General features: G+C 73.1%; 17 protein-coding genes. 11 read left to right on the top strand and 6 right to left on the bottom strand.

Annotated elements, in window-relative coordinates; genetic code table 11:
- Positions 1 to 2: 2 nt before the first annotated feature.
- Positions 3 to 1,448 carry a GMP reductase gene (guaB1, locus tag V5O49_RS08780; protein WP_278234592.1) on the bottom strand — a complete coding sequence of 482 codons (1,446 nt, stop codon included), beginning with the start codon at positions 1,446 to 1,448 and terminating at the stop codon, positions 3 to 5.
- Between the two features lie 82 nt (positions 1,449 to 1,530).
- Here guaB1 and dxs point away from each other — a divergent pair, with 82 nt between their 5' ends.
- The 5 genes from dxs (at position 1,531) to V5O49_RS08755 (ending at position 8,041) form a co-directional block, all read left to right on the top strand.
- A complete protein-coding gene (gene dxs, locus V5O49_RS08775; RefSeq protein ID WP_278234591.1) occupies positions 1,531 to 3,420 on the top strand; it encodes a 1-deoxy-D-xylulose-5-phosphate synthase in 1,890 nt (629 codons plus the stop codon).
- A gap of 208 nt (positions 3,421 to 3,628) precedes the next feature.
- Positions 3,629 to 5,890 (top strand): formate C-acetyltransferase, encoded by a 2,262-nt coding sequence (gene pflB, locus V5O49_RS08770; RefSeq protein ID WP_332901885.1) that lies wholly within the window; start codon positions 3,629 to 3,631, stop codon positions 5,888 to 5,890.
- Between the two features lies 1 nt (position 5,891).
- Positions 5,892 to 6,752: a pyruvate formate-lyase-activating protein gene (pflA, locus tag V5O49_RS08765; RefSeq protein WP_278234589.1), complete on the top strand. Its 861-nt coding sequence runs from the start codon at positions 5,892 to 5,894 to the stop codon at positions 6,750 to 6,752.
- 33 nt (positions 6,753 to 6,785) lie between these two features.
- Positions 6,786 to 7,286, top strand: a complete 501-nt coding sequence (locus tag V5O49_RS08760; RefSeq protein ID WP_332901884.1) for an HNH endonuclease — start codon at positions 6,786 to 6,788, stop codon at positions 7,284 to 7,286.
- Positions 7,287 to 7,315: 29 nt separating this feature from the next.
- On the top strand, positions 7,316 to 8,041 hold the full coding sequence (locus V5O49_RS08755; protein WP_332901883.1) for a PIG-L deacetylase family protein: 726 nt from the start codon (positions 7,316 to 7,318) through the stop codon (positions 8,039 to 8,041).
- 21 nt (positions 8,042 to 8,062) lie between these two features.
- Here V5O49_RS08755 and V5O49_RS08750 read toward each other — a convergent pair whose 3' ends face one another.
- Positions 8,063 to 9,166 carry a carboxylate-amine ligase gene (locus V5O49_RS08750; RefSeq protein ID WP_332901882.1) on the bottom strand — a complete coding sequence of 368 codons (1,104 nt, stop codon included), beginning with the start codon at positions 9,164 to 9,166 and terminating at the stop codon, positions 8,063 to 8,065.
- A 130-nt stretch (positions 9,167 to 9,296) separates the two neighbouring features.
- Here V5O49_RS08750 and V5O49_RS08745 point away from each other — a divergent pair, with 130 nt between their 5' ends.
- Together V5O49_RS08745 and V5O49_RS08740 are read left to right on the top strand one after the other, a co-directional pair.
- Positions 9,297 to 10,157, top strand: coding sequence for an SGNH/GDSL hydrolase family protein (locus V5O49_RS08745; protein ID WP_332901881.1), 861 nt, complete (start codon positions 9,297 to 9,299; stop codon positions 10,155 to 10,157).
- A 9-nt stretch (positions 10,158 to 10,166) separates the two neighbouring features.
- On the top strand, positions 10,167 to 10,835 hold the full coding sequence (locus tag V5O49_RS08740; protein ID WP_332901880.1) for an HAD family hydrolase: 669 nt from the start codon (positions 10,167 to 10,169) through the stop codon (positions 10,833 to 10,835).
- Positions 10,836 to 11,167: 332 nt separating this feature from the next.
- On the opposite strand, the gene V5O49_RS08735 is transcribed toward V5O49_RS08740, so the two are convergent.
- The 4 genes from V5O49_RS08735 to V5O49_RS08720 all read right to left on the bottom strand — a co-directional run bounded on the left by V5O49_RS08735 (position 11,168) and on the right by V5O49_RS08720 (position 16,587).
- The gene (locus V5O49_RS08735) at positions 11,168 to 13,312 is read right to left on the bottom strand and encodes a 3-hydroxyacyl-CoA dehydrogenase NAD-binding domain-containing protein (protein ID WP_332901879.1); all 2,145 of its coding nucleotides are present in this window, start codon (positions 13,310 to 13,312) and stop codon (positions 11,168 to 11,170) included.
- A gap of 5 nt (positions 13,313 to 13,317) precedes the next feature.
- Positions 13,318 to 14,589 carry a thiolase family protein gene (locus V5O49_RS08730; RefSeq protein ID WP_332901878.1) on the bottom strand — a complete coding sequence of 424 codons (1,272 nt, stop codon included), beginning with the start codon at positions 14,587 to 14,589 and terminating at the stop codon, positions 13,318 to 13,320.
- A 193-nt stretch (positions 14,590 to 14,782) separates the two neighbouring features.
- Complete coding sequence (locus V5O49_RS08725) at positions 14,783 to 16,009, bottom strand: HRDC domain-containing protein (protein WP_332901877.1); 1,227 nt, start codon at positions 16,007 to 16,009, stop codon at positions 14,783 to 14,785.
- A complete protein-coding gene (locus V5O49_RS08720) occupies positions 16,006 to 16,587 on the bottom strand; it encodes a DUF3000 domain-containing protein (RefSeq protein ID WP_278234581.1) in 582 nt (193 codons plus the stop codon). Before V5O49_RS08720 ends, V5O49_RS08725 begins: the two co-directional genes overlap by 4 nt.
- 242 nt (positions 16,588 to 16,829) lie before the next feature.
- On the opposite strand from V5O49_RS08720, the gene gndA reads away from it, so the two are divergent.
- The 4 genes from gndA to cuyB are packed head-to-tail and all read left to right on the top strand — an operon-like array spanning position 16,830 to position 21,631.
- A complete protein-coding gene (gene gndA, locus V5O49_RS08715; protein ID WP_332901876.1) occupies positions 16,830 to 18,266 on the top strand; it encodes an NADP-dependent phosphogluconate dehydrogenase in 1,437 nt (478 codons plus the stop codon).
- 7 nt (positions 18,267 to 18,273) lie between these two features.
- On the top strand, positions 18,274 to 19,617 hold the full coding sequence (locus V5O49_RS08710) for a carboxylate--amine ligase (RefSeq protein WP_332901875.1): 1,344 nt from the start codon (positions 18,274 to 18,276) through the stop codon (positions 19,615 to 19,617).
- Complete coding sequence (locus V5O49_RS08705; protein WP_332901874.1) at positions 19,614 to 20,897, top strand: carboxylate--amine ligase; 1,284 nt, start codon at positions 19,614 to 19,616, stop codon at positions 20,895 to 20,897. The genes V5O49_RS08710 and V5O49_RS08705 overlap by 4 nt, the downstream gene beginning before the upstream one ends.
- A complete protein-coding gene (gene cuyB / locus V5O49_RS08700) occupies positions 20,894 to 21,631 on the top strand; it encodes a cysteate racemase (RefSeq protein ID WP_332901873.1) in 738 nt (245 codons plus the stop codon). Before V5O49_RS08705 ends, cuyB begins: the two co-directional genes overlap by 4 nt.
- The last annotated feature ends 14 nt before the right edge of the window (positions 21,632 to 21,645 follow it).

The raw sequence follows: 21,645 nt of genomic DNA, 5'->3' as shown, positions 1-21,645 counted from the left end.
CGTCACCAGGAGGTGGCCACCGGCATGCCCTCGGCGAACCCGGCGGCCGACTGGATCCCCACGGTGGCGCGCTCGGCGAACTCGGCCAGGGTCCGCGCCCCGGCGTAGGTGCAGCTCGAGCGCAGGCCCGAGGTGATCTCGTCGAGCAGGTCCTCCACGCCCGGGCGGCGCGGGTCCAGGTACATCTTGCCCGTCGAGATGCCCTCCTCGTACAGCGCCTTGCGTGCGCGGTCGAACGCCGACCCACCCGCGGTGCGGGCGGCCACGGCGCGGGCCGAGGCCATGCCGAACGAGTCCTTGTAGAGGCGTCCGGACCCGTCCTCGTGCAGGTCGCCGGGCGACTCGTACGTCCCGGCGAACCAGGAGCCGACCATCACCTGCGAGGCGCCGGCCGCCAGCGCGAGGGCGACGTCGCGCGGGTGGCGCACGCCGCCGTCGGCCCAGACGTGCTTGCCGAGCTCGCGGGCCGCGGCGGCGCACTCCAGGACGGCCGAGAACTGGGGGCGTCCGACGGCGGTCTGCATGCGGGTGGTGCACATGGCGCCCGGGCCGACGCCCACCTTGAGGATGTCGGCGCCGGCCGCGGCGAGGTCGCGCACTCCCTGGGCGGTGACCACGTTGCCGGCCACGACCGGGACCTGCGGGTCGACCGACCGCACGGCCTCCAGGGCGGCGATCATCTTGTCCTGGTGACCGTGCGCGGTGTCGACGACGAGCACGTCGATCCCGGCGTCGAGCAGGTCGCGGGTCTTGGCGGCCACGTCGCCGTTGATCCCGACCGCCGCCCCCACGCGCAGCCGGCCCTCGGCGTCGAGCGCGGGGGAGTAGACGGTCGAGCGCACGGCACCCTTGCGGGTCAGCACCCCGGCCAGGACGCCGTCGCGCACCACGGGGGCGAGCTGGACCTTGGCGGCGTGCAGCTGCTCGAAGGTGGCTGCCAGGCCGTCGTCCTCGATCCGCTGGGCGTCCAGGGTCACCAGGTCGGTGGACATGACGGCCTCGACGCGGGCGAACCGGTCCACGGCGGTGCAGTCGGCCTCGGTGACCACGCCGACGGGGCGGCCGGAGTCGACCACGACGGCCGCGCCGTGGGACCGCTTGCCCAGCAGGGACAGCACGTCGGCGACGGTGTCCGCGGGGGTCACCACGACGGGCGTCTCGACGACGGGGTCCTTGGACTTCACGTCCGCCACGACGTCGGCCACGACGTCGACGGGGATGTCCTGCGGCAGGATCGCGATCCCGCCGCGGCGGGCCACGGTCTCGGACATGCGGCGGCCCGCGACGGCGGTCATGTTGGCGACCACGATCGGCGTCGTGGTGCCCGTGCCGTCGTCGCTGGAGAGGTCGACGTCGAAGCGGCTGGTGACGTCCGAGCGGGACGGCACCATGAAGACGTCGCCGTAGGTCAGGTCGGTGGTGGGCTGCTGGCCCGGCAGGAAACGCACCCTTCGAATCTACCGCGCATCCGCTGCACCAGGACGTCACGAACAGCACTTAGAGTTGTCGGATGATCCGCAGGAGGAACGTATGGGGCTGTTGAGCACGATCACCGCGCCCGAGGACGTGCGCAGGCTCGGACCGGCCCAGACGCGCCGGCTGGCCGCCGAGATCCGCGACTTCCTCGTGCACAACGTGTCGCGCACCGGCGGGCACCTGGGGCCGAACCTGGGTGTCGTGGAGCTGACGATCGCGCTGCACCGCGTCTACGACTCGCCGCGGGACTCCATGGTCTTCGACACGGGCCACCAGTCCTACGTGCACAAGCTGCTCACGGGTCGCCAGGACTTCTCCGACCTGCGCAAGCGCGGCGGGCTGTCCGGGTACCCCAGCCGGGCCGAGTCCGAGCACGACGTTGTGGAGAACTCCCACGCCTCGACGGCGCTGTCCTGGGCGGACGGCATCGCCAAGGCGAACACGGTGGGCCGCCACGACGACCGGCACGTCGTGGCCGTCATCGGCGACGGCGCGATGACCGGCGGCATGGCCTGGGAGGCGATCAACAACATCGCCGCCGGCCCGGACCGGCGGCTGGTCATCGTCGTCAACGACAACGGCCGCTCGTACTCGCCGACCATCGGCGGACTGGCCAACCACCTGGACACGCTGCGCACCACCCGCGGGTACGAGGCGTTCCTGCAGTGGGGCAAGCGCACGCTGCACCGCACCGGCCCGCCCGGACGGTTCGCCTACGACTGGCTGCACGGGCTCAAGAAGGGCCTCAAGGACGTCGTCGCCCCCCAGGGCATGTTCGAGGACCTCGGGCTGAAGTACATCGGTCCGGTCGACGGCCACGACGTGTCCGCGATGGAGCACGCCCTGCGCCGCGCCAAGACGTTCGGCGGGCCGGTCATCGTGCACGCCATCACCGAGAAGGGCCGCGGCTACATCCCCGCCGAGGAGGACGTCGCCGACCGGTTCCACGCGGTGGGCACCATCCATCCCGAGACCGGCCTGCCGGTGGCACCCTCGCGGTTCGGCTGGACCCAGGTCTTCGCCGAGGAGATCGTCGAGATCGGCCGCCGCCGGCCCGACGTCGTCGCGATCACCGCGGCGATGCTGCACCCGGTGGGGCTGGCCCCCTTCGCCGAGGAGTTCCCCGAGCGCACCTTCGACGTCGGGATCGCCGAGCAGCACGCCGCGACGTCGGCCGCCGGCATGGCGTTCGCCGGGCTGCACCCCGTGGTCGCCGTGTACGCGACCTTCCTCAACCGCGCCTTCGACCAGCTGCTCATGGACGTCGCCCTGCACAAGGCCGGGGTGACGTTCGTGCTCGACCGTGCCGGCATCACCGGCGCCGACGGCGCGAGCCACAACGGCATGTGGGACATGGCGATGCTGCGCATCGTGCCGGGGCTGCGGCTGGCCGCCCCGCGCGACGAGGCGACCCTGCGCGACGCCCTGCGCACCGCCGTCGACGTCGACGACGCACCCACCGTCGTGCGCTACCCCAAGGGCGCGCTCGACGAGCCGATCGAGGCGCTCGAGACGCTCGAGGGCGTCGACGTCGTGGCCCGGCGCGCGCCGGATCCGGAGGCCGCCACCGGGGCGAGCGTGCTCGTCGTGGGCGTGGGGGCGATGGCCGCCACGGCGATCGCGGCCGGGGAGTCGCTCGCCGCGCACGGCCTGGCCGTCGAGGTCGTGGCGCCCACGTGGGTGCTGCCGGTGCCCGAGAACCTGGTGAAGATGACCGGGGACCACGACCTCGTGGTGACGCTGGAGGACGGCGTCGTCGACGGCGGCGTGGGGGCGATGCTCGCCCAGCGCGCGGCCGAGCGCGGCGTGCGCACCCCGTTCGTGCACACCGGTCTGCCGGTGGAGTTCCTCGACCACGCCAGCCGCGAGCAGATCATGACCGCACAGCGCATGCAGGCCGAGGACGCGGTGCGCGACGCGCTCGCCGAGCTCGCCCAGGACTGACGCCCGGCCCGCGACCCGACCCGCGGTCCGGCCGCAGCGTGCCTCCGCCCGTACCGTCCTGACGGTCCGGGCGGAGGTGTCGTGACCTGCGTGACGGCCGGCGGCGTCTGTGATCGACGTTACGGCCGGACATGTGGTCAGACCATTGCTTGTGAAGGTTTTCACGATATCGTGGAAGCATCACCAGCGAGCGTGAAGGAGCGGGGCGATGACCGTCCAGGAAGAACGTACGACCGCCACGAGTGCCGCATGGGAAGGTTTCGTCCCCGGACCGTGGTGCGACACCGTCGACGTCCGAGACTTCATCCAGCGCAACTACACCCCCTACACCGGGGACGGGACGTTCCTCGCCGGCCCGACCGAGCGCACCACCGCGCTGTGGGCACGGCTGAGCGCGATGTTCCCCGCCGAGCGCGAGAAGGGCGTCTACGACGTCTCCTACGACGTGCCGGCCGGCATCACCGCCCACGAGCCCGGCTACATCGACTCCGCGAGCGAGATCATCGTCGGCCTGCAGACGGACGCGCCGCTCAAGCGCGCGATCATGCCGAACGGCGGCTGGCGGATGGTCGAAGGGGCGCTGGACACCTACGGCTACCCGGTCGACCAGGACCTGAAGAAGGTCTTCACCGAGTACCGCAAGACCCACAACCAGGGCGTGTTCGACGTCTACCCGCCGAACGTCCGGGCCGCACGCAGCTCGCACGTCGTGACCGGCCTGCCGGACGCCTACGGCCGCGGCCGCATCATCGGCGACTACCGCCGCGTGGCGCTGTACGGCGTCGACGAGCTGATCGCCGCCAAGAAGATCGACAAGCTCACCCTCGACGTCGAGCCCTTCAGCGAGTCCGTGGTCCGGGCCCGCGAGGAGCACGCCGAGCAGATTCGCGCCCTGGGCGAGCTCAAGGAGATGGCCGCCTCCTACGGCGTCGACATCTCCGGCCCGGCGCGCACCGCCACCGAGGCCGTGCAGTGGCTGTACTTCGGCTTCCTCGGCGCGGTCAAGGAGCAGAACGGCGCCGCGATGTCGCTCGGACGCACCTCGACCTTCCTCGACGTGTTCATCGAGCGCGACCTCGCCGCCGGCCGCCTGACCGAGGCCCAGGCCCAGGAGGTCATGGACGACTTCGTCATCAAGCTGCGGATCGTCCGGTTCCTGCGCACCCCCGAGTACGACGCCCTGTTCTCCGGCGACCCCACCTGGGTCACCGAGACCATCGGCGGCATGGGCACCGACGGCCGGACGCTCGTGACGAAGAACTCGTTCCGGATGCTGCAGACCCTGTACAACCTGGGCCCGGCGCCCGAGCCGAACATGACCGTGTTCTGGACGGCCGACCTGCCCCAGGGCTTCAAGGACTTCTGCTCGCAGGTCTCGATCGACACCTCCGCCGTGCAGTACGAGTCGGACGACGAGATCCGCGCCGCCTGGGGCGACGACGCCGGCATCGCCTGCTGCGTCTCGCCCATGGCGATCGGCAAGCAGATGCAGTTCTTCGGCGCCCGCGTCAACCTCGCCAAGACGCTGCTCTACGCGATCAACGGCGGACGCGACGAGGTCAGCGGCAAGCAGGTCTCCCCGGCCGTGGCCCCGGTGCCCGAGGGGCAGCCGCTGGACTACGACGACGTGCGGGCCCGGTTCGACAAGACGATGGACTGGCTGGCCGCGACCTACGTCGAGGCGCTGAACTGCATCCACTGGTCGCACGACAAGTACGCCTACGAGCGGCTCGAGATGGCGCTGCACGACAAGGAGGTGCTGCGGACCATGGCCTGCGGCATCGCCGGCCTGTCCGTGGCCACCGACTCGCTGTCGGCCATCCGTTACGCGACCGTCATGCCGGTCTTCGACGACCGCGGCGTCGTCGTCGACTACGTCACCGAGGGCGACTACCCGGCCTACGGCAACGACGACGACCGTGCCGACGAGATCGCCGTGGAGCTGGTCGAGTCGTTCATGGCCAAGGTGCGCACCCACAAGATGTACCGGGACGCGCTGCCCACCCAGTCGGTGCTGACGATCACCTCGAACGTCGTGTACGGCAAGGCCACGGGCAACACGCCCGACGGGCGCCGCGCCGGCGAGCCGTTCTCCCCGGGCGCGAACCCGATGAACGGCCGCGACACGCACGGCATGCTGGCCTCGGCCCTGTCGGTGGCCAAGCTGCCGTACGCCGACGCCCAGGACGGGATCTCCCTGACGAACACCATCGTGCCCTCCGGGCTCGGGCGGACGCGCCAGGAGCAGATCACCAACCTCTCCGGCCTGCTCGACGCCTCCTTCGGCTCCGGCGGCTACCACATGAACGTCAACGTGCTGGTGCGCGAGACGCTCGAGGACGCCATGGAGCACCCGGAGAACTACCCGCAGCTGACCATCCGGGTCTCGGGGTACGCCGTGAACTTCGTGCGGCTGACCCGCGAGCAGCAGCTCGACGTGCTGGCCCGGACCTTCCACGGAGCGATCTGAGATGACGACCTGCCCGGTGCCCCTGGACGCCCCCACCGTGCGCCGGGCAGGTGCCGGCCTGCGAGGGCTGGCGACCACCGACGTCGAGCGGTCCGAGCGCCTGGACCTCATGCGCTCGGGCGCGCTCGGCTCGGTGCACTCGTGGGAGCTGGTCACCGCGGTGGACGGCCCGGGGACCCGCATGACGGTGTTCCTGTCGGGCTGCCCGCTGCGGTGCGTGTACTGCCACAACCCCGACACGCTGGCCATGAAGGACGGCGGCCCGGTGCTGGCCGACGACCTGCTGGCCCGCATCGAGCGGTACCGCGGCATCTTCGGCGCCACCGGGGGCGGGATCACGCTCTCGGGCGGCGAGGTGCTCATGCAGCCGGCGTTCGCCGCACGGATCCTGCGCGGGGCCAAGGAGCGCGGCGTGCACACCTGCCTGGACACCTCCGGGTTCCTCGGGGCCAACGCCACCGACGAGATGCTCGACGACACCGACCTCGTGCTGCTGGACATCAAGTCCGGCGACGAGGAGACCTACCAGCACGTGACCGGTCGGCCACTGGCCCCCACCCTGGCCTTCGGCCGGCGGCTCGCCGAGCGCGGCGTGCCGGTCTGGATCCGGTTCGTGCTGGTGCCGGGCCTGACCGACGACCCGCGCAACGTCGAGCTGGTGGCCGAGCACGCCGCCGCGATCGAGGCCGTCCGGCCCGGCACGGTGCAGCGTGTCGAGGTGCTGCCGTTCCACCAGATGGCCCGCGACAAGTGGGCCGAGCTCGGGCGGACCTACGAGCTGGAGGGCACCGAGCCGCCGACGGCGGAGGCCACCGAGGCCGTGCGCGAGGTGTTCCGGTCCCACGGCCTGACGACCTACTAGCAGCGAGGCACGGACGGGGTAGATTGCCCCGTCATGGGAGGGTTCCTGACGGAGGTCGGCCCGGTGACGAACGGAGTCGTGGACGACGTCGCGGGGCAGCTCCTGGACGTCTGGACCGGCTGGATCGCCGCGAACCCGCTGCTCGCCGCAGCCGTCGGTGTCGCGGTCGCGCTGGCGTGGCTCACTCCGTTCGTGGCCCGATGGCTGGCCCCGCGCCGGGATCCGGTCCGTCGCTTCTCGGCGTCCCAGCGGCGTGCGATCTTCGACCGTGCCGGGTCGCGGTGCGAGCACAAGCCTCTCCTGGGACCGCGATGCGCCGAGGTCCCCACGCACGGTGACCACGTCTACCCCTGGTCCCGAGGCGGCGCGACGGTGCTGTCCAACGCCCAGGCGCTGTGCGCCCGGCACAACCGGCGCAAGGGCGCGCGTGTCCCGGGGGCGTGGTACCTGCGCCGTCTCCAGCGCCGACGTCGTGACTACTTCCCGCCCGGGGAAGACCCCGAGGTCGTTTGGCGGCGTGCCGGCGACGCGTGAGCCCACGGCGCGCGGACTAGGGTCGCCGTATGGATGCTGAGCTCGCACCGCTGGCCGAGGACTGGGACACCGCGCTGGTCGTGGTCGCCCACCCCGACGACATGGAGTTCGGGGGAGCGGCGGCGATCGCCCGCTGGACCGCCCAGGGCAAGCGGATCGGCTACGTCATGGTCACCAGCGGCGAGGCCGGCATCGACGGCATGCACCCCGACGAGTCGCGCCGGGTTCGCGAGGCCGAGCAGGTGGACTCCGCGCGCCTCGTCGGCGTGGACGACGTCGAGTTCCTCGGCTTCCCCGACGGCGTGATCGAGTACGGCCTGCCGCTGCGGGCGGCGATCGCCCACGCCATCCGGCGGCACCGCCCCGAGATCGTCATCACCCTGAACTTCCGCGAGGAGTTCCCCGGCGGCGTCCTCAACCAGGCCGACCACGTCGCCGTCGGGCGGGCCGTCGTCGACGCCGTGCGCGACGCCGGCAACCGCTGGGTGTTCACCGACCAGCTCACCGACGGGCTCGAGCGGTGGGACGGGGTCCGCGAGGTCTGGGTGGCGGCCTCGCCCCGGGCCGAGCACGCCGCCGACGTCACCGACACCTTCGACGACGGCGTCGCCTCGCTGCGTGCGCACGCCGCCTACATCGACGGCCTCGGCTGGGAGGACTTCGACCCGGCCGAGTTCCTCGGCCGCATCACGCGCGGCAACGGCGAGGCGTTCGGCACCGAGCACGCCACCGCCTTCGAGGTGCTGAGCATGTGAGTCGGCCGCGCGCCGCGGCGCTCAGGAGTGGGTGACCTCGACGGCCCGCTCGGCGACGTGGTGCAGGTCCCCTCCGGACTCGACGAACCACGCGCGCTGCAGCGCCGCGCCGCCGCCGGTGGACCACAGCCGTCCCAGCAGCTCGGTGACGGCCTCCAGGTCGCCCGCGTCGATCAGCGCCTCGCGCACGTGCGCCACGAGCTGGCCCACGACGTCGTGCGCCGCCGCCGGACGCCACGTCAGCGGCGAGACGAGGTCGCCGGACAGGCCGGACCGTCCGGCCCGCCACGCGGCCGTCCGCAGCAGCTCGGGATAGGTGCGGGTCATCTCCGATCCCTCGCGGGCCTCCCGCGCCGCGGTCTCCACGAGCCCCCTGCTCAGGGCGGCCTGCAGCGTGGCAGTGTCCGGGTGCAGGCAGACGTCGGCGACCCGGATCTCCACGGTCGGGTACTTCGGCGACAGGCGGGCGTCGAAGTGCACCATGCCGCGGTCCAGCACGGTGTCGGTGGCCACGATGGCGTCCACGGCCGCGTGGTACGCCTCGGGGGTGCCGAACCGCCGCGTCGGTCCCGCCGTCGGCCACCGCGCCCACACCTGGGAGCGGAAGCTCGCGTAGTCGGTGTCCTCGCCCTGCCAGAACGGCGAGTTGGTGCTCAGGGCGAGCAGGGTGGGCAGCCACGGGCCGATCCGGTCCAGGACGTCCACGCCCTCGGCCTCGTCGGCGACCGCGACGTGGACGTGGCAGCCGCTGGTGAGCTGTTCGCGCGCCGTCAGGCCGAAGGCCCGACGCGCCTCCTGGTAGCGCACCCCGGGCATCGTGGTGCCGGTGAACCGCACGGGCGAGGTGGCCAGGGCGACCGCGCGGGCGTCGACGCGGTCGGCGGCGTCCTGCGCCCGGGCACGGCCCGCGCGGATCTCGGCCGACAGGTCCTCCAGCGCGGAGCGCGGATGCGTCGCCGTCTCCAGCTGCTCCTCCATGAACTCCGGCTCCAGCGCGCCGGTGCCCCCGCCCTTGGTCGAGTGCCCCGAGGCCTCCAGCGCCTCGGCGGCCTTGGCCACCGGCGAGCCGTCCGGCCCGACGAGCAGGAACTCCTCCTCGACACCCATGGTGCGTGGTTCCGTCATGTCGGCATCATGGGGCCCGAGCGCCCGGAGCGCGCGCCGAGTCGCGCCGAGTCGCGCGCACGGACACGCGCCACCGACACGTCAGCCGTGCGTCACCCGCCGTTCAGCGGAGTCTGGTTGAACGGCAGTCATGGGTCGCACACGCACCACGCTCTCCGCGCTCGCGGTCTCGCTGCTCGCCTCGGTGGCGGCCGCGGTCACCGTCGAGATGCTGCGCCGGCAGGCGGCGATCGCCCGCCGGCGGATCGGCAAGGCGCTCGGCGAGGCGGCTCCGGACGCCGACCGCGTCTGGCGCGGCAAGTACGGTGGCGATCCCCTGGACCTGCTCGTGCTCGGCGACTCCATCGCGGCCGGGCTCGGCGCGGACCGGCGCAAGGACACCCTCGGGGCCCGCATCGCCCGCGGGGTCGGCAAGAAGCTCCAGCGCCCCGTGCGCCTGCGCTGCGCCGCCGTCGTCGGCTCGGAGTCCTCCGCGCTGGCCGCCCAGCTCGACGGGCTCGACGACGACTACCGGCCCGACGTGACCGTCGTCGTGGTCGGCGGCAACGACGTGACCCACCGGGTACCGGTGGCGGTCTCCGTGCGGTACCTCGTCGAGACGATCGAGCGGCTGCAGGAGCGCGGGAGCGCCGTCGTGGTCGGCACCTGCCCGGATCTCGGGGCGCTGCGGCCGGTCCCGCAGCCGCTGCGCACCCTGGGGTCGCGCGCCTCGCGCCAGCTCGCCGCCGCGCAGTCGGTGGCCGCCCGGCGCGCCGGGGCGCACGCCGTGTCCCTGGCGGTCGTCGTCGGGCCGTTCTTCATCTCCTCCCCGGACGAGGCGTTCAGCCTCGACCGGTTCCACCCCAGCGCCGTCGGCTACCGCCGCACCGCCAAGGAGCTGGTGCCGTCGGTGCTGGTCGCGCTGGGGGAGCGGGACGACCTGCCGCCCGGGCACCGCCCGCCCGATCCGCTGGCCGGGACGCGGCGGCTGCCGTGGCGCCGGTCCGCGTAGCCTGCGCGCATGATCTGGCTCCTGGACCTGGACAACACGCTCGTCTCCCGCGACGCCGCGTTCGCCGCCTGGGCGGACTCCGCGGTGACGGCCGACGGCGGCACGGCGGCCGACCTGGCGGCGATCGTGGCGGCGGACGACGGCGGGTTCTCGCCCAAGGCCGACGTCGCCCGCGAGCTCATCGCCCGGTTGGGCTGGGTCGACGACGTCCCCGCGGCGATCGACCGGTTCCGGGCCGGCATCCGCGAGCACGTGCGGGCCTACGACGGCGTGCTGGCCGACCTCGACGCGCTGCGGGCCGCCGGGGACCAGGTGGCCGTGGTGACCAACGGCGTCTCCCACCAGCAGCGCGGCAAGATCGCGGCCTGCGGCGTCGAGGCGTCCGTCGACGCGGTCGTCGTCTCCGGCGAGGAGGGCGTGGAGAAGCCCGACCCGGCCATCGTCGAGATCGCGCTCGAGCGGCTCGGGGCGTCCGCCGTGGACCGCGACCAGGTCTGGATGGTCGGCGACGCCGGGCACGCCGACGTCGCCGTGGGCCGGGCTGCCGGGGTGCGCACCGGGTGGGTGTCGCACGGTCGCGCCTGGGACGACGTCCACGGTGCGGCGCCCGACGTCGTGGGCGCGACCACGCGGGACGTGCTGGCGCTCGCGACGGCCGGCGAGCACGCCGCGTCCTGACCAGACGGTCTCGGTCCCCGAGGTACCGGTTCGTCTCGGTGCTCGAGGTACCGGTTCGTCGCCGAGATACCGGTGCGTCGCCGCCCGAGACGACGATGCACCGGTATCTCGGCGATCGGTCGGTATCTCAGCGACCGGTCGGTACCTCAGCGACCGGTCGGTACCTCGGCGACCGGTCGGTACCTCGCGACGGGTGGCGTGGCCCCGGGCCCGGACGCACCGGAGGCCCGGACGCACCGGAGGCCCGGACGCACCGGAGGCCCGGTCCCGACGTCGGGACCGGGCCTCCGGTGCGTCTCACCCCGGGGAGGGCAGTGTCAGGTGACCTCGGCTCAGGCGGAGCCCCCGGGGACGTTGGCGACGCCGTCCGGCAGCAGACGCCGGCCCAGCACCTTCTCGCTGTAGCCGGTCCGGTCCAGGTACGGCGTGATGCCGCCGGTGTGGAAGCCCCACCCGGCGCCCAGGATCATGCACAGGTCGATCTGCGAGGGGTCGGCCACGACGTTCTCGTCGAGCATGTGCCCGATCTCCACGGTCAGGGCCGTGAGCACCGAGTCCAGCACGCCGTCGGCGTCGAGCACCGGCGTGCCGGCGCGTCCCTCGGTGCCGGCGGGCAGCGCCTCGCCGAAGACGCCCTGGATCGCCGGGTCGACGGGCTTGGGCAGCCCGCGGCCCGGGGCGTCGAGCACCACGCGCGTGCCGTCGGCGACGATCTTCTCCAGGCCGGCCGAGCGGGGGAACCGCTCGCCCAGGTCCTCACGCAGCGAGGTGAGCACGTGCAGCCCGACGGCGGGACCGACCAGGTCGAAGAGCTCGAAGGTCGGCATCGGGAACCCGAGGGGCGACAGGGCGGTGTCGGCGACCTCAACCGAGGTGCCGTTCTCCACGGCCTCGACGACCTTGCCCATGACCAGCACGAGGAGCCGGTTGACCACGAAGCCCGGACGGTCGGCGACGAGCACGGCCGTCTTGCGCAGCTTCTTGGTGACGGCGAACGCCGTGGCCAGGGCCTCGTCGGAGGTGTGCTCGGCGTTGACGACCTCGACCAGCGGCATCTGGGCCACCGGGTTGAAGAAGTGGATGCCGACCACGCGCTCGGGGTGGCGCAGGTCGGAGGCCATCTCGGTGATCGACAGCGCGGAGGTGTTCGTCGCGAGGACGGTGTCCTCGCTCACGATCTCCTCGAGCTCGGCGAAGACCTTCTTCTTCAGGCCCATGACCTCGGTGACGGCCTCGACGACGACGTCGCACGAGGCGAACTCGTCGATCTCGGTGGTGCCGGTGATGCTGGCGACGACGCGGTCGCCGACCTCCGGCTTCATCCGGCCGCGGCCGACGAGCTTCTCGACGGTGGAGCGCACGTAGCCGAGGCCCTTCTCGACGCGCTCGGTGTCCAGGTCGCGCATGACGACCGGCACGCCCAGGCGCTGCGAGACGAGCAGGGCGATCTGGGCGGCCATGAGACCGGCACCGACGATGCCGACACGGGTGACCGGCTTCGCGAGGGACTTGTCGGGCGCGCCCTTCGGCTTCTTGCCCGAGGAGGTGAGCTGGAACGCGTACACGCTCGAGCGCATCTCGTCGGTCATGATGAGGTCGGCCAGCGCCTGGTCCTCGGCGGCGAAGGCCTCCTCGCGCGAGGCGTTCCGCGCTCCGGCCAGCAGGTCCAGCGCCCGGTACGGCGCGGGTCGCGACCCGTGGATCGTGGCGTCGAGGCGCTCGCGGGTCGCCTGCACGACGGCGTCCCAGACGGGCTGCGGGTCGAGCTCGCGTCGCGCGGGGACGACGTCGCCCCGCAGCACCTCGGTGGCCCAGTAGATCGACCGCTCGAGGAAGTCGGCCGCCTCGAAGACCTCGTCGACCAGGCCGATCTCGTGGGCCTCGGCGGGCTTGAAGGGCTTGTTCGCCGCCGGCCGGGTGAGGATGACGTCCACGGCCTTCTCGATCCCGACCAGGCGGGGCACGAGGTACGCGCCGCCCCAGCCCGGCACCAGGCCGAGGCCGGTCTCCGGCAGGCCCAGCGCCGCGGCGTCGGAGGCGACGGTGCGGTAGTCGCAGTTCAGGGCCACCTCGAGGCCGCCGCCGAGGGCGAGGCCGTTGACGAAGGCGAAGGTCGGCACGCCCATGGTGTGCAGCAGCTCGTAGGCGGTGTGCCCGGCACGACCGAGCTCGAGGGCCTGCTCGTGGGAGGTCACGGTGCTCACGCCGAGCAGGTCGGCGCCGGCGGCCAGGAAGTACGGCTTGCCGGTGACGGCCACGGCGACGATCTCGCCGTCGGCCGCGCGCCGCTGCTGCGCACGCAGGGCGGCGGTCAGCTCGGCCAGCCCCTCGGGGCCGAGGGTGCTGGGCTTGGTGTGGTCCAGGCCGTTGTCGAGCGTGACGAGCGCCAGGGTGCCCTGGCCGCCGGGGAGCTCGACGTCCCGGACGAGGGAGTGGGTGACGCGCTCGGCGCGAGGTTCGGTGGTGCTCTGGCTCATCGTGGTCAGTCCTCCGTGGTCGACGGGACGTGGCCGGAGTAGTCGGCGTGGTGGGGGTTCTCCCAGATGACGGTGCCGCCCTGGCCCAGGCCGACGCACATGGTCGTCATGCCGTAGCGGACCTCGGGGTGCTGGGCGAACTGGCGCGCGAGCTGGGTCATCAGCCGCACACCGGAGCCGGCCAGCGGGTGGCCGACGGCGATGGCTCCGCCGTAGGCGTTGACGCGCTCGTCGTCGTCGGCGATGCCGTAGTGGTCCAGGAAGCTGAGGACCTGGACGGCGAAGGCCTCGTTGATCTCGAACAGGCCGATGTCGTCGATGGTCAGCCCCGCCTTGGCGAGCGCCTTGTCGGTGGCCGGGACCGGGCCGTAGCCCATGATCTCGGCCGGGACTCCGGCGAAGGCGTAGGAGACCAGGCGCATCGCGGCGGGCAGGCCGAGCTCGTCGGCCGTGTCGCCGGCGGCGAGAAGCGAGACGGTGGCGCCGTCGGTGAGCGGGGACGCGTTGCCGGCGGTGACGCGGCCGCCGGGGCGGAACGGCGTCTTGAGGTCGGCGATGCCCTCGACCGTGGTGCCGGGGCGGGGGAGCTCGTCGGTGGTGGCCAGCCCCCAGCCCTTCTCGGTCGAGCGGACGGCGACGGGCACGATCTCGGGGCCGATGTCGCCGTTGGCCAGGGCCTTGGCGTACTTGGCCTGGGTGTTGACGGCGTAGGCGTCCGCCCGCTCCTTGGTCAGGTGGGGGAACTTGTCGTGCAGGTTCTCGGCGGTGACCCCCATGTTGAGCGCCTCGGGGTCCACGAGCTTCTCGGCGAGGAACCGCGGGTTGGGGTCGGCGTCCAGTCCCATGGGGTGGCGGCCCATGTGCTCCACGCCGCCGGCGACGACGACGTCGGAGGCGCCCACGGCGATGCTCGAGGCGGTGGTCGTCACGGCGGTCATGGCACCGGCGCACATGCGGTCGATCGCGTAGCCGGGGACCGACGTCGGCAGGCCGGCCAGGAGCGCGGCGGTGCGCCCGAGCGTCAGACCCTGGTCGCCCTGCTGCGTGGTCGCGGCGACGGCGACCTCGTCGATGCGGTCGAGCGGCAGCTCGGGGTGACGGCGCAGCAGCTCGCGCAGCGCCTTGACCACGAGGTCGTCGGCGCGGGTCTCGGCGAGGAGGCCGTCGGCCTTCGCCTTGCCGAAGGGGGTGCGCACGCCCTCGACGAAGACGACGTCGCGCAGCGCGCGCCGGGCCGGGTCTCGGGTGGTGCCGGGGGCCTGAGGGGCCACGGTCATGGCAGCTCCGTCCGTTGCGGTGGTCGGGTCCGACGGTGCTGGGGGAGCATCGTCGCTCGCGTGCGACGGCGGATCACGCCGGGCACAGGTACACGCTACCGCGAGTACCACGAACAGCATAGACCACCTGAGACGGCGTATCAGCGATGTGGCGTCGACGCGGCCCCGGCGTGCGCGACGGGCGCGGGCGGGCTCAGACGTCGGCGAAGGCGCGGGCGAACCGGTCCGCCACCAGGTCGACCTGCCACTCCCGGGCGCGACGTCCTCGCAGGAAGTCGGCGATGTCCTCGGGCCCGGCGGGCGCCGGCGGCGACCAGCACAGCCGGCGCATCGCGTCGGGCTGCAGCAGGTTCTCCGCGGGCACGGCGTGGGTCTCGGACAGCTCGGCGATGATCTCGCGGGCCGCCTGCAGGCGACGCGCTGCGACCGGGTCTCGGTCACCCCAGGTGCGCGGCTGCGGCGGGCCGTCGGTCCGCGGACCACGGACCGGGGGCAGCTCGACCTCGGGCAGGGCGAGCGCGGCGTCGATCGCGCGCTGCCAGGCCGTGATCCGTCGTCGGGCACCCTTGGTCGCGAACTCCGGCACCGCCGCGAGCTGACCGGCGGTGCGCGGCAGGGCCTTGGCCGCCGCCACGATCGCGCGGTCCGGCAGCACCCGACCCGGCGAGACGTCGCGCTCGCGGGCGTTGCGCTCGCGGGCCTCCCAGAGCGAGCGCACGACCGCCAGCCCGCGACGGTTCTTCACCGTGTGCGTGCCCGACGTCCGGCGCCACGGGTCCGGCCGCGGGGCCGGCGGCGGCAGCGTGCGCACGTGCTCGAACTCCTGGGCGGCCCACTCGGCCTTGCCCGCCTCCTCGAGCCGCGCGGCCAGCACGTCGCGCACCTCGACCAGCACCTCGACGTCCAGCGCGGCGTACCGCAGCCAGTCCGTCGGCAGCGGACGCGTGGACCAGTCGACGGCCGAGTGCTCCTTGGCCAGGCCCAGGCCGAGCGTCTCGGCGACCACGGCCGCCAGGCCGACGCGCGGCAGGTTCAGCAGCCGGGCGGCCAGCTCGGTGTCGAAGACGCGCGGCGGGAGCAGGCCGTGCTCGGCCAGGCCCGGCAGGTCCTGCGAGGCGGCGTGCAGGACCCACTCCGCGGGGCCCACCGCGTCGGCGAGCCGCGACATGTCCGGCAGCCCGATGGGGTCCAGCAGCGCCGTCCCGGCTCCGGCGCGACGGAGCTGGACCAGGTAGGTGGACTGCCCGTAGCGGTACCCGGAGGCGCGCTCGGCGTCGGCCGCCACCGGGCCCGACCCGGCGCCGAACGCGTCGACGACACGGGCGAACGCCTGCGGGGTGGAGACGACGTCACCGACACCGTCGGCGGGTTCGGTCAGGGGGACGACGTCGGGGTCGACCTGGGTCACGCCGGAGCTCATGGCTCCACGGTACGGCGTCGCACGTCCAGGGCCGTCACGCCGTCGGGCAGCGGGGGCAGGCCACCCGCCGTCGACATCAGGTCCGCCCACACCTCCAGGTGGGCGCCCAGGTCGGTGTCCGTCGGCGTCCAGGAGGCCCGGATCTCCAGGTCCACCGCGTCCGGGGTGGAGGCCAGGGCCCCGTAGCTCTGCGACAGCACCCGCGTCACCGTGCCGCCGGTCGCGATCGCCCCCACCTGGGCCGACTCGAGGTTCTCGGTCACCCACGTCCACGCGACGTCGCCCAGCATCTCGTCGGCGGCCAGCTCGGCCTCGAGCTCGGCGCGCACCAGGGTCACGACACGGAAGTCGCCGTGCCACTGCTCCTGGCCCGCCGGGTCGTGCAGGACGACGAAACGCCCCGTGGCGATCTCGACACCCTCGCTGATGACCTCGCCCTCGAGCGCCAGGCTGAAGGGCGCGACCCGTCGCGGCCCCGGGATCTCGGACAGGCGGACCTCCGGCCGGGTGCGACGGCCGCGCAGCGACGCCAGCGCGGCGGCGAACCGCTCCGGCACGTCGGGCGGGGAAGCAGTCACCCTGTCACCGTACGCCGGGCGGAGGCCCGCGCCGCGGCGACGTGCCGGTCGTCCGCCGGTCCGTCCTGGTCCGTCACGCACCGGCCGGGACGTCGTCGGGGTCCTCGGCGTCCTCGGACACCCTGTCCGGATCCCGGCACGTCGGCGTGCCGGTCCGGCCGTCCGACTAGGCTGTTCTCGGCCTGGCGGGCGACCGACGTCGTGTGCGCCCGGGAACGACCTCCACGAGGAAGCAGGAAGCAATGACAGCACGTGCTCAGATCGGCGTCACCGGACTCGCGGTGATGGGCCGGAACCTGGCGCGGAACTTCGCGCGCCACGGATACACGGTGGCGGTGCACAACCGCAGCTACGGCAAGACCCAGTCCCTCATGGACGAGGCCGGCGACGAGGGCGACTTCGTCCCGTCGGAGTCCATGGCCGACTTCGTCGCCTCCCTCGAGCGCCCCCGCAAGGTCGTCATCATGGTCAAGGCCGGTGCCGCCACCGACGCCGTGATCGACGAGCTGCTGCCGCTGCTGGAGGAGGGCGACATCGTCGTCGACGCCGGCAACGCGCACTTCCCCGACACGATGCGCCGCGAGGAGGCCCTGCGGGCCCGCGGTCTGCACTTCGTCGGCACCGGCGTCTCCGGCGGCGAGGAGGGCGCGCTGCTCGGCCCGTCGATCATGCCGGGCGGGACGCGCGAGTCCTACGAGTCGCTCGGCCCGATCCTGGAGGCCATCTCGGCCAAGGTCGACGGCACGCCGTGCTGCACCTACGTGGGCCCGGGCGGCGCCGGACACTTCGTCAAGATGGTGCACAACGGCATCGAGTACGCCGACATGCAGCTCATCGCCGAGGCCTACGACCTCCTGCGGTCCGGGCTCGGGGCGTCCGCCGCCGAGATCGGCGAGATCTTCGCCGCCTGGAACGAGGGCGACCTCGAGTCGTTCCTCATCGAGATCACCGCGGACGTGCTCGGGCACGTCGACGCCGAGACCGGCCAGGCGTTCGTGGACATCGTCCTGGACCAGGCCGAGCAGAAGGGCACCGGCCGCTGGACCGTGCAGAACGGTCTCGACCTGGGCGTGCCGATCACGGGCATCGCCGAGGCCACCTTCGCGCGGGCCCTGTCCGGCGGCGTGCCGCAGCGCGAGGCCGGTCGCCGCGCCCTGCCGGCCCACGCCGAGACGCTGCAGGTCGCCGACCGGGAGGCGTTCATCGAGGACGTCCGCCAGGCCCTGTACGCCTCCAAGGTCGTGGCCTACTCCCAGGGCTTCGACCAGATCGCGGCGGCCTCGGCCGAGAACGGCTGGGACATCGACCGCGGTGCCATGGCGCGCATCTGGCGCGGCGGCTGCATCATCCGCGCGCGGTTCCTCAACCGCATCACCGAGGCCTACGAGCGCGACCCGCAGCTCCCGCTGCTGCTGTCCGACGAGTACTTCACCGACGCCGTCGGCAACGGTCTGGCCGCGTGGCGCCGCGTGGTGGCGCAGGCCGCCACCGCCGGTATCCCGGCGCCGGCGTTCTCCTCGTCGCTGGCCTACTACGACGGCGTGCGGGCCGAGCGGCTGCCCGCCGCGCTGATCCAGGCGCAGCGTGACTTCTTCGGTGCGCACACCTATCGTCGCACCGACCGCGAGGGCTCGTTCCACACCCTCTGGTCCGGTGACCGCAGCGAGCAGGAGGCCTGACGCACCCGTGACCACCCCCCAGTCGGGTCCCGGGGCCGCCACGAGCGGCCCCGGGTTCCACCCCGTGATCGTCGGTTCCGACATCGGCGTGTACGCGCTGACACGGTCCTTCCACGAGGCCTACGGGCTGCGCACCACGGTGGTCGCCTTCGCCGAGCCGGGGCCCATCGCGCACTCGCAGCTCATCGACACGGTGCTGTCCGGCACGGGCGCCGAGGAGATCGTCGCCACCCTGGAGCAGGTGGCCCGTGACCGCCGGGCCGCCGGGCACCGCGAGCCGCTGCTGCTGCAGTCGAACATGGACTGGGTGGTGCGCATCCTCGCGCGGCACCGGTCGGTGCTGCAGACGGCCGGGTACGTGCTGCCGTACGCCGACGAGGCGCTGATCGACCGCATCTGCGACAAGGCGGAGTTCTCCGCGGTCTGCGCCGAGCTGGGCATCCCCACGCCGGCCACGGTGATCCAGGACTTCGCCGGAGCGGACGCACCCGGGTGGAAGCCGGAGCCGGTCGGCTTCGACTACCCGGTGATCGCCAAGCCGGCCTCCAGCGCCGACTACCACGACGTGCACTTCGCCGGGAAGAAGAAGATCTACGAGATCGCCTCCCGCGCCGAGCTGGACAGCCTGTGGGGGAACCTGCGGCGCGCCGGGTTCCGCGGACGGTTCCTCGTCCAGGAGATGATCCCGGGCGACGACACCCAGATGCGGTCGGTGACGACCTACTCCGACACCTCGGGACGGGTGACGCTGCGCTGCTCGGCCCGGGTGCTCCTCGAGGAGCGCACGCCCGCGGCCCGGGGCAACCCCTCGGCGATGATCGTCGAGCCGATCGAGGAGATCCTCGACGCGGCCCAGCGGCTGTGCGAGCACGTCGGCTGGCAGGGTTTCGCGAACTTCGACGTCAAGCTCGACCCGCGCGACGGCGTCTACAAGTTCTTCGAGCAGAACCCTCGCATCGGTCGGAACAACTACTACCTGACCGCCGGCGGCCAGAACCCGACCGAGGTGCTCGTCGACGACGTGATCCACGGTGAGCAGCGCGAGCCGACGACCGCCCGGTGCGAGGTGCTCTACTGCGTCGTGCCGCACCGTCTGCTGCGCCGCTACGTGCTCGACGACGGGCTGCGCGCCCGGGTCGTGGGCCTGATGCGCACCGGCCGCACCGTGCACCCGCTGCGGTACTCCGCCGACGCCTCGCCGCGTCGCCGGCTGTACGTGCTCACCGCCCTGGTCAACCACGTGCGCAAGTACCGCCGCTTCTACCCGGCCAGCGCGCTGCGGGCCAACTTCGAGGCCGCCCGGGCGGCCTCCGCCTCGCGGCGCACCGCCGCAGGACAGGAGACCCGATGAGCCGCCGGCTGCAGCCCGTCGTCCTCGGCGGCGACATCGGCGCCTACTCCCTGGCCCGGACGTTCCACGAGGCCTACGGCGTGCGGCCCGTGGTGGTCTCGGGGATGTCGACCGGTCTCGTGCGGCACTCGCGCATCCTGCAGCACGTCGTCGAGCCCGGCATCGACGACCCCGACGCGGTCGTGGCCCGGCTGCGGGCGATCGCCGACGAGCACGCCGACGCCGACCTGATCGCGGTCGGGTCGGCCGACTGGCTGGTGCGGCTCCTCGTCGAGCAGCGGAGCCGGCTCGAGGACCGCTACGAGATCCCCTACGTCGACGAGAAGCTGCTGCACCGGCTCACCGACAAGGAAGGGTTCGGCGAGCTGTGCGCCGAGCTCGGGATCGCCCACCCGACCACGGTCGTGCACGACGTGGCCACCGGGGGAGAGCCGGACACCTCCGGGCTGACCTTCCCGGTCATCGCCAAGGCGGCCAGCACGGCCGCCTACCACGACGTCGAGTTCGCCGGGAAGAAGAAGGTCTTCCTCGTCGACACCCGGGACGAGCTGGTCGACCTGCTCGCGCGGGTCCGCGCCGCGGGCTACCAGGGCGCGTTCGTGATCCAGGACTACATCCCCGGCGACGACTCCGGCATGCGTATCCTCACGTGCTACTCCGACGCCTCGGGGAAGGTGCGTTTCTCCGCGTACGGCCACGTGCTGCTCGAGGAGCACACGCCGGGGGCCCTGGGGAACCCGGCCGGGATCATCACCCAGGTCAACCACGAGGTCGTCGAGCAGGCCACGCGGCTGCTCGAGCACGTCGGCTGGACCGGCTTCGCGAACTTCGACCTCAAGTACGACCCGCGGGACGGCCGGTACGTGTTCTTCGAGCTCAACCCCCGCCTGGGTCGCTCGAACTTCTACATCACGGCCGCCGGGGCCAACGCGGTCACGTTCTACGTGCACGAGCACCTGGCCGGTCTCGACCCCGACCCCCGGGACGTCCTCGGCCCGGACGTGCCGCTGAGCGCCTCCGGCGAGCTCGAGGCGGAGCACCTGTACACGGTGCTGCCCGGTCCGTTGCTGCGGCGGTACGTGCTCGACGACGACGTGCGGGCGCAGGCACGCCGGCTCGCTCGTCGCGGGCGGTCCACCAACCCGCTGTGGTACCGCGCCGAGACGAACCCGCGGCGGCTGGCCTACCTCGCCGTCGCCCAGCTCAACCAGTGGCGCAAGTACGCGCGCCACTACCCGGTGGCCGAGGCGCGGCGCCTGGCCTGGCGGGGGACGGCGTGACGACGCCCGGACCGGACGCCGAGGGTCCGACGCCGCCGGTCGGGGTGATCGGCGGCGTCGGACCCCTGGCCACGGCCTACTTCCTGCAGCGCGTCGTGCAGCTCACCCACGCCGAGCGGGACCAGGACCACGTCGACCTCGTCGTGCTCAACCACGCCACGATTCCCGACCGCACCGACTTCGTGCTCGGGCGCTCGGCGGACGACCCCGGCCCGGTGCTCGCGCGCGACGCGCAGCGCCTGGAGGCCTTCGGGGTGCGGTTCCTGGTCATGCCCTGCAACACGGCCCACTACTTCACCCAGCAGGTCCTCGACGTGGTGACGGTCCCGTTCGTCTCGATCGTGGACGTCACGGTGGCGGCCGCCCGTGCCCGGGTGCCGGGTCTGACGCGGGTCGGGCTGCTGGCCACCGCCGGCACCGTGGCCTCGGGCGTGTACGACGACGCCTTCGCGGCGCACGGCATCGACGTCGTGGTACCGGAGGCGGACGACCAGGACCGCGTCAACGCCGTGATCTACGACCAGGTCAAGGCGGGCCGGCCCGCCGACCCCGACGCGCTGCGTCAGGTCGCCGGACGGCTCGTCGAGCGCGGCGCCGGCGTCGTCGTGCTCGGGTGCACCGAGCTGTCGGTGGCGGCCGTCGACCACGGCCTGCTCGACGAACCGCCGTTCCTCGACTCGATGGACGAGCTGGTGCGCGCCACCATCACCCACGCCGGGCACCGGGTGCGCTGAGCCCGGTGCCGGCC

Source organism: Isoptericola haloaureus, assembly GCF_036689775.1.
GTDB classification, from domain to species: Bacteria; Actinomycetota; Actinomycetes; order Actinomycetales; family Cellulomonadaceae; genus Isoptericola; species Isoptericola haloaureus.
This window is presented reverse-complemented; position numbering and strand designations above follow the sequence as displayed.